This window comes from Oceanobacillus sojae, from assembly GCF_900162665.1.
Lineage (GTDB): Bacteria > Bacillota > Bacilli > Bacillales > Amphibacillaceae > Oceanobacillus > Oceanobacillus sojae_A.
The window spans coordinates 426,075-437,847 of sequence record NZ_LT727809.1 but is presented as its reverse complement, the minus strand read 5'-3'; the positions used below and the strand labels follow the sequence as shown (position 1 = coordinate 437,847).

Annotated in this window: 15 protein-coding genes; 13 read left to right on the top strand and 2 right to left on the bottom strand. The window is 35.8% G+C overall.

Annotated features, from left to right (window positions below):
* The first annotated feature begins 490 nt into the window (after positions 1 to 490).
* From BN1068_RS02430 to BN1068_RS02370, 13 genes are all read left to right on the top strand, one after another.
* Positions 491 to 631: a sporulation histidine kinase inhibitor Sda gene (locus BN1068_RS02430; RefSeq protein ID WP_077601248.1), complete on the top strand. Its 141-nt coding sequence runs from the start codon at positions 491 to 493 to the stop codon at positions 629 to 631.
* 417 nt (positions 632 to 1,048) lie between these two features.
* Entirely contained in the window at positions 1,049 to 3,466 is a 2,418-nt protein-coding gene (locus tag BN1068_RS02425) for a Na+/H+ antiporter subunit A (protein ID WP_077601247.1), read from the top strand.
* Positions 3,463 to 3,894, top strand: a complete 432-nt coding sequence (locus BN1068_RS02420; RefSeq protein WP_077601246.1) for a Na(+)/H(+) antiporter subunit B — start codon at positions 3,463 to 3,465, stop codon at positions 3,892 to 3,894. Before BN1068_RS02425 ends, BN1068_RS02420 begins: the two co-directional genes overlap by 4 nt.
* A complete protein-coding gene (locus BN1068_RS02415; RefSeq protein ID WP_077601245.1) occupies positions 3,894 to 4,232 on the top strand; it encodes a Na(+)/H(+) antiporter subunit C in 339 nt (112 codons plus the stop codon). The genes BN1068_RS02420 and BN1068_RS02415 overlap by 1 nt, the downstream gene beginning before the upstream one ends.
* On the top strand, positions 4,225 to 5,709 hold the full coding sequence (locus BN1068_RS02410; RefSeq protein ID WP_077601244.1) for a Na+/H+ antiporter subunit D: 1,485 nt from the start codon (positions 4,225 to 4,227) through the stop codon (positions 5,707 to 5,709). Before BN1068_RS02415 ends, BN1068_RS02410 begins: the two co-directional genes overlap by 8 nt.
* 5 nt (positions 5,710 to 5,714) lie before the next feature.
* Positions 5,715 to 6,191 carry a Na+/H+ antiporter subunit E gene (locus tag BN1068_RS02405; protein ID WP_077601243.1) on the top strand — a complete coding sequence of 159 codons (477 nt, stop codon included), beginning with the start codon at positions 5,715 to 5,717 and terminating at the stop codon, positions 6,189 to 6,191.
* Positions 6,191 to 6,469 (top strand): Na(+)/H(+) antiporter subunit F1, encoded by a 279-nt coding sequence (locus BN1068_RS02400; protein ID WP_077601242.1) that lies wholly within the window; start codon positions 6,191 to 6,193, stop codon positions 6,467 to 6,469. The genes BN1068_RS02405 and BN1068_RS02400 overlap by 1 nt, the downstream gene beginning before the upstream one ends.
* On the top strand, positions 6,462 to 6,812 hold the full coding sequence (gene mnhG / locus BN1068_RS02395; protein ID WP_077601508.1) for a monovalent cation/H(+) antiporter subunit G: 351 nt from the start codon (positions 6,462 to 6,464) through the stop codon (positions 6,810 to 6,812). The genes BN1068_RS02400 and mnhG overlap by 8 nt, the downstream gene beginning before the upstream one ends.
* 230 nt (positions 6,813 to 7,042) lie before the next feature.
* On the top strand, positions 7,043 to 7,750 hold the full coding sequence (gene sigK, locus BN1068_RS02390; protein ID WP_077601241.1) for an RNA polymerase sporulation sigma factor SigK: 708 nt from the start codon (positions 7,043 to 7,045) through the stop codon (positions 7,748 to 7,750).
* A gap of 142 nt (positions 7,751 to 7,892) precedes the next feature.
* Complete coding sequence (locus tag BN1068_RS02385; protein ID WP_077601240.1) at positions 7,893 to 8,534, top strand: cupin domain-containing protein; 642 nt, start codon at positions 7,893 to 7,895, stop codon at positions 8,532 to 8,534.
* 384 nt (positions 8,535 to 8,918) lie between these two features.
* Complete coding sequence (locus BN1068_RS02380; RefSeq protein WP_077601239.1) at positions 8,919 to 9,101, top strand: hypothetical protein; 183 nt, start codon at positions 8,919 to 8,921, stop codon at positions 9,099 to 9,101.
* Positions 9,098 to 9,400, top strand: a complete 303-nt coding sequence (locus BN1068_RS23510; RefSeq protein ID WP_077601238.1) for a DUF6978 family protein — start codon at positions 9,098 to 9,100, stop codon at positions 9,398 to 9,400. Before BN1068_RS02380 ends, BN1068_RS23510 begins: the two co-directional genes overlap by 4 nt.
* Positions 9,401 to 9,419: 19 nt before the next feature.
* Positions 9,420 to 10,199 (top strand): DUF1829 domain-containing protein, encoded by a 780-nt coding sequence (locus BN1068_RS02370; protein ID WP_175637040.1) that lies wholly within the window; start codon positions 9,420 to 9,422, stop codon positions 10,197 to 10,199.
* Between the two features lie 367 nt (positions 10,200 to 10,566).
* On the opposite strand, the gene hfq is transcribed toward BN1068_RS02370, so the two are convergent.
* Both hfq and miaA read right to left on the bottom strand, forming a co-directional pair.
* On the bottom strand, positions 10,567 to 10,791 hold the full coding sequence (hfq, locus tag BN1068_RS02365) for an RNA chaperone Hfq (RefSeq protein ID WP_077601236.1): 225 nt from the start codon (positions 10,789 to 10,791) through the stop codon (positions 10,567 to 10,569).
* Between the two features lie 46 nt (positions 10,792 to 10,837).
* A complete protein-coding gene (miaA, locus tag BN1068_RS02360) occupies positions 10,838 to 11,767 on the bottom strand; it encodes a tRNA (adenosine(37)-N6)-dimethylallyltransferase MiaA (RefSeq protein WP_077601235.1) in 930 nt (309 codons plus the stop codon).
* Positions 11,768 to 11,773: the final 6 nt, after the last annotated feature.

Sequence of the window (11,773 nt, the reverse complement as noted above, 5' to 3'; positions counted from 1 at the left end):
ATTAGTTAACATTATATTTCTTGCATATTATACTATTTATGTAAAGATACTTCATTTAAAAGAATACTGCTTTTATTTCTTATCCTGAGAAAACACAAGACAAAGCAACTTTACGCTACATCACATTATACCTAATCCTACTACAACTGACTAGCGTTTCAAAGAATTATTATCTGCATAAGGAAATGGTGCTTCATTGACAGTGATATCCAATTTTGTCTTCTATTCTAAAAGGAACTATGCAGAAACCTTATTAAAAATGTATATGTGTTTTAAAAATCGTTCGACAAATTCCGATACGCTTCGATTTTGTGGATAACTTTATCAACATAAGAATGCACCAATAACAATCTCGAACAAGGTTACCCCCTTCCTTATACACAACTTATCTACAACTATATGTAGATAAGTTAGAGCTTGTTAACACTAGATATACATGTTAAATTATTATTATCTTAAATATTTGCCTACAAATTGAGGAGGTTGTATTGTGGAAACATTATCGGACGAACTATTACTAGAATCTTATTATACAGCGGTAGCATTAAACCTCAGTCCTGATTTTCTTTCTTTATTTGAAGAAGAAATCCATAAAAGATCTCTAACTCATAAAATCAAAGAATCTGTATAATTTTGTCTTGTTTACAAATCTTCAATTTTAAAATTGAAGTTTTTTTTTGCCTTTTTCCCCTTGTTCCTTCCTATTTAAAATAAAAGTTTTAACCCCTGGTAACCGTATTCTTTTTGTATGCATCTTTTTTCTGAATAAGTTATAATCTAGAATAGTACTCTGGTTTGTGTCTAAAAATATTGTAAAGAGATAGGGAAAGATTTAAGAAAAGCATGGTATTCCCCTTGATTATCATATCGAATTACCTTTATGTTATAAAAAGCTTCCATCCCGTTTTCATTATAAACAGAAGAGCTTTTATTTTTTTAACATCAGAAAAGGGAGCGAACGCTTTTGGCTGAAGGAGTATTTAAAGATTTTTAATATTTCCTGAAGGTTAAAGGCCATTCGTTATTACCACTAAAGGAGGAATTACTGTTGACGTTACTACATTGGGCTGTTTTATTACCATTTATTGCAGCTATCCTTATTCCATTCTTGTATAAGTACTTGAAAAGAATACATACTGGCTGGTTTGTTTTAATCCTGCCTTTGGTCCTGTTTGTTTATTTCTTATCATTTATACCGAAAACATCATCCGGCGAAGTGATATTAAATAACCTGAACTGGGTACCTTCACTCGGTATTAATTTTAATGTATACCTAGATGGTTTAAGCTTGCTTTTTGCATTATTAATTACCGGAATCGGGTCTTTAGTAGTTCTATACTCTATTTACTACTTATCGAAGCACAAAGAAAAGCTGAATAATTTTTACGTTTATCTGTTAATGTTTATGGGTGCTATGCTTGGAGTTGTTCTTTCTGATAACTTAATCGTCATTTACGTTTTCTGGGAGTTAACAAGTATTGCCTCTTCATTATTAATCAGTTATTGGTATACGAGAGAGAAATCTGTTTATGGTGCTCAAAAATCTATGTATATCACTGTTTTCGGCGGATTATCCATGCTCGGCGGTTTTTCTTTACTTTACGTTATTGCAGGCACATTCAGCATCAGGGAACTTATCGCAAATGCAGACCTTGTTATGGCAAGCAGTTTATTCATCCCTGCGATGATACTTGTCTTATTAGGAGCATTTACCAAATCTGCTCAGTTTCCATTCCATATCTGGCTGCCGGACGCTATGGAGGCACCTACACCTGTCAGCGCCTATCTTCACTCTGCAACAATGGTTAAAGCAGGAATTTACCTTGTTGCACGATTAACAGGTGTTTTTGGCGGCGCTCCGGAATGGTTTTGGATTATTACCATCGCCGGATTAGTCACTTTAACCTGGGGCTCCATCTCAGCAGTACGCCAGAAGGACTTAAAAGGTATCCTGGCTTTTTCTACAGTAAGCCAACTCGGTTTGATTATGAGCTTACTTGGCGCAGGCTCTGCTGCTTTCTACTTCCAGGATGGAGACAACGCGTTATACATGACTGCTATCTTAGCAGCTGTATTTCATTTAATTAACCATGCAACCTTTAAAGGAAGTCTGTTTATGGCAGCAGGTATCATTGATCATGAAACAGGAACAAGAGATATCCGCAAACTGGGCGGATTAATGACCGTCCTCCCTGTTACTGCGACTATTTCTCTTATCGGCTTGGCTTCAATGGCTGGACTGCCGCCATTTAACGGATTTTTAAGTAAAGAATTGTTTTTTACAGGTATGCTTAACGTAACAGAATACGGTATTTTTAATTTAGAAACATTTGGATTTATCATCCCTGTTATTGCCTGGATTGCCAGTGTATTTACCTTCTTATATTGTATTCTTATGTTTTCTAAAACATTTATGGGTAAATTCGATATCAGCAAGCTGAAGGTGAAGCATGTTCATGAAGCACCGATTGGTATGCTGATCAGCCCTGTTATATTAGCTGCTCTGGTTGTTGTATTCGGACTTTTCCCTAATTTGTTAGCCTACTCGCTTATCGAACCGGCAATGGCTGCAATTATACCGGGAATCCTTTCTCCGGGGGAATTTTTTGATGTACACATTTCTCATTGGCATGGATTTTCTCCGGAGCTTTGGATGACATTTGGGGTTGTTGCTTTAGGTATACTCCTGTTTATGACATTTAAAAAATGGGAAAATACTGCGTTTTACCGTGGAGAGCAAGACCTGTTCAACTATGCTTATGATTCTGGTTATGAAGGGTTGATTAAAGGTTCACAATGGATAACCCGTCTGCAAATGACTGGAAGGTTGAGAGATTATTTCATCTATATGAATACATTTATTATTCTAATCATGGCTTATACCATGTACCGTTATAGTCTGCCGGCCATTCAGTCTCTTGATTTATCACCAATTCCAATTTATTTCTGGTTAGTTATATTGGTATTTATCGGATCAATTGTGGTTATTCCATTCATTAATAATCGGGTAGCACTGATTATTGCAACTGGTGTCAGCGGATTTATTGTAGCTCTTTTATTTGTTCTATTCAGAGCTCCTGATTTAGCATTGACTCAGCTGCTTATAGAGTCAGTATCTGTTATTCTGTTTATGCTTGTCTTTTATCATTTACCTAAATTGAAAAAGGTGAAAACACCGCCGAAGATGAAAGCTGTCAAATTAATTATCTCTATCGGCTTCGGACTGATGATTACACTCGGGTCATTATCCGTATTTTCTATGGGACAGGAAGTTAATTTTGATTCTATTTCTGAATACTATACTGAAAACTCGAAAGAAGAAGCTGGCGGGTACAACATTGTTAATGTCATCTTGGTAGATTTCCGTGGTTTGGATACCATGTTGGAAATACTCGTCGTATCCATGGCAGTACTCACAGTTGTCAGCTTAATTCGATTACGATTTAAAGGGAGTGAGGATATATGATGCAAAAGCCTAATAATATGATGCTTCAGACATTGGCCAGATTAATTATACTTATTATCCTCTCCTTCTCCATATATCTGTTACTGGCAGGGCATAACAGTCCCGGCGGAGGGTTTGTCGGCGGTTTAATGACTGCCAGTGCAATTCTTATTTTGTACCTTTCATTTGATTTAAAATCAATTCAAAAGGCTATAAAATTTGATTATATAAAAATTATCGGGATTGGATTACTTTTTGCCAGCCTCACAGGTGTCGTATCCATGTTGTTCGGTTTTCCTTTTCTGAAACAATTCTTTGACTATTTTACCCTTCCAATTTTGGGAGAAGTGGAATTGACTACTGCTATGGTCTTCGATCTGGGAGTTTACTTTGTTGTACTGGCAAGTGCACTTACAATTATTCTGACGATTGCGGAGGATGATAAATAATGGAACTATTAATGTCAATCGTAATAGGAATCATTTTTAGCGTAACCATCTATTTGTTTATGTCTAAAAATCTGCTCCGTGTTGTTGCAGCTACATTATTACTTTCTCATGGGGTACACCTTTTATTATTAACAATGTCCGGCTTGCAGCGCGGTGCTGCTCCTATTTTAAGTTTTGATGCAGACGCCTACACTGATCCGCTGCCACAGGCATTAGTACTGACAGCAATTGTTATCAGTTTTGGTGTGACTGCTATCCTGCTGGTTATGTCTTATCGCACCTATAAAGTGCATAAGACAGATGATTTAGAAGAGTTAAGGGGTTCTGCTGATGAGTAATATCGTTATCTTGCCGATTATTATTCCTTTTATAATCGGCGCTATACTTATACTTTTATATAAAAGACATACTGTTCAACGTGTAATAAGTGGAATCACAATGCTGATATTATTAGCCTTTTCCGTTTTTTTAGCAATTTATGTCTACCAGCATGGCACAGTTGTCCTGGAGGTCGGCGGCTGGGAAGCGCCATTTGGAATTGTTATTGTAGCAGACATGCTCTCCACTTTGATGCTGCTGCTATCTACACTGGTCGGAACGGCTTGTATGTTCTTTGCTTTTCAAACTATTGCCATGGACAGAGAGAAACAATTTTTCTATCCGCTTTTTCTTTTCTTAATGGTTGGAGTAAACGGTTCTTTTCTGACAGGCGATTTATTTAATCTATTTGTTTTCTTTGAAGTCATGTTAATTTCCTCTTATGGATTGATTGTTCACGGAGGGACAGGCTATCAATTAAGAGAGTCTTTTAAATATGTTATTATCAATGTTTTTGCATCCGCCCTTTTCGTTGTTGCCATTGCATGGATTTATTCCATTGTCGGCACAATGAATATGGCTCACATAGCTCAGCGTGTTGCTGAGCTGGACCAGGCAGGTGCATTAAATATTATCGCTATCATGCTGTTTATTGTTTTTGCATCTAAAGGAGCTTTATTCCCGCTTCATTTTTGGCTGCCAAAATCTTATTATGGACCACCTGCAGCAATTGCAGCATTATTCGGCGGACTTTTAACCAAGGTAGGAATTTATGCAATCATCCGAACCTTTACATTGATTTTCAATCATAATCCAGAATTCACACATAAAGGGGTACTCATTACGATTGCCGGTGTTACGATGTTCATCGGCGCTCTTGGAGCAATATCGCAATTCGATTTCAAACGTGTACTCTCTTACTTAATTATCAGTCAGGTCAGCTATATGGTTATGGGGTTAGGGATTTTCACCCCGCTTGCTGTTGCCGGCGCCATTTACTATATCGCTCACCATATGATTGTAGAACCAGCATTGTTTTTATTTGCCGGTGTAACCAAGAAAATTACTGGAACGACTGATTTAAAGAAAATGGGAGGACTTATCGGTACGCACCCTTGGCTGACCTGGATGTTCTTTATTGCAGCCATCTCCATGGCAGGTATACCTCCGCTAAGCGGATTCTTTAGTAAGTTTCCAATCATATTAGGCGGTTTCGAGGCACAGCATTATGTGATCTCCGGGGTTGCCCTGCTGGTCGGTTTACTTACATTAATCACGATGATGAAAATATTCAGTCATGTCTTCTGGGGCAAGCAGAAACATACCGAAGAGCAGGCAAAAATTTCAGTAGGGAAACTTTTACTGCCAATCCTGCCCCTGATTGCACTTACCATTATTTTAGGTTTCGCGGCTGAACCGATGTTCAATTATTCGATGGAAGTTGCTCAAGAAATTATGAATCCTACAAATTATATTGAATCTGTGCTGAAGGAGTAGTTGCTATGCCTTTTCAAATATTAATCAATGTCTTGCTCGCGGTACTCTGGATGTTTTTACAAAATGAGTATACAGCCGTAAATTTTATTTCCGGTTATATTATAGGAATCCTGATTCTATTTATCATCCGTCGTTTTCTTAAGTTTGACTTTTATTTAAAAAGAGTCTGGGCCATTATTAAATTAATTTATCTATTTATTGTTGAATTAATTAAAGCCAATATTGATGTTGTGAAAGTAGTTCTTAAACCAAAACAAGATCACCAGCCCGGGATTGTTGCTGTCAGAACACAATTAGAATCAAACTTTGAGATTTCCATTCTGGCAGCATTAATCACATTGACCCCCGGGACGATATCCATGGATTTCTCTCAAGACAGCAAGACTATATACGTTCATTCTATTGATGTTCCGGATAAAGAAGCCATGATCAAAGATATTCAAGGTTCCTTTGAAAAAGCAATTATGGAGGTGACGAAATAATGTTCGATACAGTTTTAATTGTGGCATTAACTGCACTCTCCATAGCACTTCTGCTATTGTTTATCCGGGTTATTATCGGTCCATCGACACAGGACAGAATTTTGGCATTGGATGCAATTGGTGTTCTGCTGGTCGGTTTTATTGGGATTTTGATGATTTTACAAGATACATCTGTATTCTCAGATATTGTTCTCGTATTGACTATTTTGGGATTTGTGGGAACTTTGAGTCTCTCAAAATTCCTGGAAAGAGGTGTTGTCATTGAGCACGATGATTGATGTACTTGTAGCAATTTTTGTTGTCATTGGTGTGTTCTTTGCCGTAGTAAGTGCCATTGGTATTGTAAGATTAAAGGATGTCTATAGCCGCGCACACGCTTCCGGTAAAAGTGCCACATTAGGTGTTATTTTTATTATGCTGGCAGTGTTTATTCACTTTTTATCTCAGGGTGTCATGAATGCCAAAATATTATTGGCTATTTTATTTTTATTCCTGACAGCTCCGGTAGCCAGCTTAATGATTACGAGATCTGCTTACCGTAATGGTGTTAAGCTCGAAAAGAATACTGTCATCGACGACTTAAAGGAAATGTACGAAACCAATCAGAACCAATCCAAATAGTTAATTTAAAATATAAGCTCAGATTTATCCTGTGAAAGGAAATCTGAGCTTTTTTTAATGAACGAATATATGTCTAACCTGCGAATCGTCTTCCAAAATAAATTTATTTCTTCATTTCAGCTTTTGTATTCATCATGGACAGACACGTTTTCCACCTTTTGCACATAAGAATAGGCTATAGGCAATTACCTAGAAGATTTTGAGGTGCTGACTCTTGGAGGTGATGGGATTTGTCCATTGTATTATCTGCACTTGGATTATTTATTAAAGAAGCATTATTTTTTGTCTCTTATGTAAAGAACCAATCTTTCCCCCAGCCACTATCCCCAAAGGAAGAAGCAAAATACATCCAACTGATGCAGGAAGGAGATGAAGAAGCCAGAAACAAACTGATTGAACACAATCTCCGTCTCGTAGCTCATCTGGTCAAAAAATTCGAGAATACCGGAGAAGACATGGAAGACTTAATCTCCATCGGGACGATTGGCTTGATTAAAGGTGTGGAAAGCTTTTCTACGGGAAAAGGAACAAAACTCGCTACGTATGCAGCCCGGTGTGTGGAGAACGAAATACTGATGCACTTAAGAGCTTTAAAAAAGGTCAAAAAGGATGTCTCCCTGCATGATCCAATCGGGCAGGATAAAGAAGGTAATGAAATCAGCTTAATTGACATATTAGAAGCTGAAAATGAAAATGTGATTGAGTATATCCAATTAAATATGGAGATTTCCAAAATTGAACAGTATTTCTCCATCCTGGACAGCCGGGAACGTGAAGTGATTGTGTATCGTTATGGTTTAAATGAACAGGATGAGATGACACAGCGGGAAATTGCGAAGAAGCTGAATATTTCCAGAAGCTATGTGTCCCGGATTGAGAAACGTGCGCTGATGAAGATATTTCATGAGTATTACCGGAATGAGCATCCATCGTTTTAATGATTGAATTTGTTTATTAAATATAAAAGTACGTCTAAAAATGCTTCAAGTGAAGATTTATCACTTGAAGCATTTTTTAAATACACCGATTCTTTTTATATGAATAAAATGACTACATAATTTATTAAGGAGTGAAGAAATTATGGCGTCGTATATGGATTACACTTCCCCATCAGCTCAATTCTTTTTTGATGTAAATACAAGCCCCCTGTTCAAAAAGGATAATAAAAACTTCATTAATGTTTTAGGGATTCAACAGTTAAATACATTAGAAAATGTATCTCTGCTTGATATTTTTCTAAGCGAGGAAAATGTTGTAGAACCGCATTATCATCAAAATGCAGCTGAACTCGTATACTGCATTTCCGGTGCTGCTACAATTTCAATGCTAAACCCATTTACTAAAGAAATACAAAACCACCCTATTACGCCCGGCCAAGTTGCAAATATTCCTCAAGGATGGTGGCATTATGAGGTAGCTGCTGCCGATAACACGCAGCTGCTGGCAATTTTCGATGCCCCGACACCCGAGGTGGTTTTAGGTTCTGATATCTTAAAATTCACTCCTTCGAATATTATGGCTCATACTTATTGCCTGGATGAAGGCCAATGGAAAAAAGCAACAGAACCTGTAAAACCTTCCACATATATCGGCCCTTATAAGGATTGCGAAAGAAAAAATAATAGGACGGGTGAGCAATATAAAACCCGGCCTTATCAACAACAGGAATATATTCAGCAGTATCAGCAAAATCCTTATACTCCTAGATATCCATATTATTGAAATAGATTAATAATGGGGATTCCATAAACATGGTTTAAGCTATGTTTATGATTTTATAGCTTTTATCAATTATTAGAAATTATATTTTCTCAGGTCTATACTTTGAGCGGTTCTACAATCTTTTTAAATAAATTAGGCTTTAAAATTTATTTAAAACTTTATATCATGGTATAATATACCCAAAAATAAATTATCTTAATAATGAATATAGTTAATATATTCATTACATCCCGGTGCTTTTTTAGGATAATAATTGAAACCTTTGCAGAAGACCTTTTTTATTTTTTGTAAGCATATATTTATTGAATTCGAATTTTATAATCTAATTAAGTTTTTAAGAATAAAAACTTAATTAGATTATAAAATAAAGGAGAGATAGGATGGATGCACCAAGCACTTATAGATGAGTTACTAGCTTGTTTGAAAATGATTGATCACCAAAGCTCTTACTTCAAATTACCATCAATAGGATTTGATGAGAAATTAGGTTTAAAAAGTCATAATCATTTTTTTATTATAGATATTAATAGAAAAGGCAGAAAAAACCTCAGTTCACATTACAATTGAGAGATAAGAGTTTCAAAGATTATCCATTACTAAGATTAGATATCATTGGTCCACCTCATATTAATCCAGAAGGAGAATTTCCATATGCCGGGGAACGAATTGAATGTCCTCATATACATATTGCAGAGGAAAGATATGCAGCGAAAAGAGCATATCCACTAAATGAAGAATATGCTAAAATGTACTTAACAAACGATCAATTATCTGATTTAGTTGAGATTTTAAAAGAATTTTTAAAATACTGCAATGTCGGAAATACTAATACTATTAATTTTAGTGTTCAGGAAGAATTATTTTAATGTGAGGGGGTTAATTAAAATGGAATTGACAAATCAATTAAGTACACTTTTCGATCAGTGGAATAAAGATCATTTAAGTTTTAAAAATCAAGGAGATTTCATTGAAATTACCACTCCCTTTGTAGATATGCATCATGATTTAATTCAATTATATTTGGTTGAAAAAAAAGAAAAAACACCTTATGTTCTAACAGATGATGGTTATATTTTAAACGAGTTACAAATGCTCGGCGTCGATGTAAACAATACGCAAAAAAGAAAAGATTTTTTCGAAATTACTTTAAAAGTTTTTGGAGTAGAGTATAACAAAAATTCTAATGAACTTTACGTTACGTTCAACACGCTTGAAGATTATCCAAAAAGACAACATAACCTGTTACAATGTATTATTAAAATCTCCGATATGCTTCTAACATCAAAAAATACAGTAGTGAGTATTTTTACTGAGGAAATCACGAACTATTTTGAAACAAAAAATGTTATTTTCTCCCCTAACTTAGGATTCATTGGAAAAACAGGAAATCAGCAAACATTTGATTTTGTAATACCACATTCACCAAAGAAAAATGAAAAATTAATTAAAGCAGTAAATAAACCAGCTTCTGATAACTACACTAATACGTTATTTCCTTTTACTGATGTTCAGAGCATTAGATCTAATTCGGAATTCATAGTGATTGCTAATGATGTTAACACTCCTATTGCAGATAAATTTCAAAGTTCATTAACTAATTGGGAAGTTAAAGTATTACCTTGGTCTCAAAGAGAAGATTGGGTAAATGACTTATTGATTTTTTAATGTTACTAGTTTTAAATTTCTTGCAAATACCATTTCCATATTATTGTTTTGATGTAAATAAACAGAAATATTCTTTATGAACAGCCAAATTTGTACACTCCAAGGGATCAGCATTATTAAATAGGTTAATAAAGAGTTACGGTGGTTAGGGACGTGGTTTACGTCCTCTATTTTGTTTCATTAATAACAATTACTTTTAAGTTCATTGACAAGAAATAAGCATTCTTTATTCCATTTTCGCCTTGTTAATTTCTATTTGGAGAAGCCACTTTAAGTAAGTAGAAGGAATATATTAATAAATAAGATTTATACATTGCTAAAACTATTCAAAAGAGAGAAGCTCACTCAAGCTTCTCTCTCATACCCTCTATTCTTTTTCAATCTCCACATTCTTCGACGGTGAGAATGTAGAAATAGCATGTTTAAAAATAAGCTGCTGTTTGCCATCTGTTTCTAACAGTACAGTAAAGTTATCAAACGCTTTTACCGTTCCTCTTAATTGAAAACCGTTTGTTAAAAAAACTGTTACAAAGATATGATTTTTTCGCAGCTGATTCAAATATTGATCTTGAATATTCACGGATTGAGCCATAAATGAGTTCCTCCTCTTTTCTATCTATACATCTTTATTCGATTTATTATTCTAAAAATCCTGCTAAATCACTTAAAATTAATTTCATTTGTTGAGATGCTTCTTTTTCAGTCAGCTGATACCAGTTCACATCCAGCTTATTCCGAAACCATGTGAGCTGTCTTTTCGCATATTTGCGTGAGTTTTGTTTTACTGCAGCAATCGCATCAGTTTGTGATAAGCGATTTTCCAAGCAGGAAACAATTTCCTTATATCCAATCGCATGCATCGATTGACAGTCCTTATAGCCTTTTGCAACCAGTGACTGAACTTCATCCATTAAGCCTTCCTCTATCATTTGATCCACCCGCCGGTTAATCCGGTCATATAATGTTGCCCGTTCCATATCTAATCCGATAATAAATGGATCATACGGAGACTCTGCCTGCTGCTCTTTTTGATACTCCGACATTGTCAGTCCCGTCAGTTCATAGACCTCTAAAGCACGCACAAGACGCCGGTGATTATTTGGATGAACTTTTTTGGCTTGTTCCGGGTCAATCTGCTTCAAGCGCTCATAAAGCTTTTCTGGACCTTCTGCTTCAATCTGCTGGAACAGCTTATTTGTTAATTCCGCATCACGGCGCTGATCAGAAAAATGATAATCAAACAGGACAGATTGAATATACAATCCGCTTCCGCCGACGATAATAGGAAGGTTTCCCCGTTTATGAACAGCTTCAATATGATATTTCACATGCTCTTGGAAATCCGCTACAGAGAATGGCTGATCTGGACGGATAATATCAATCATATGATGAGGGATGCCTTCTGTTTCCTCCGATGTTACCTTCGCTGTTCCAATATCCATACCCATATACACTTGTGTCGAATCACCGCTGATAATTTCTCCCTGGAATTTTTTTGCAGCAGCAATTCCTAATGTTGTTTTTCCAACTGCTGTTGGCCCTACGATAGAAACTACTTTTTTCTTCATTTACCT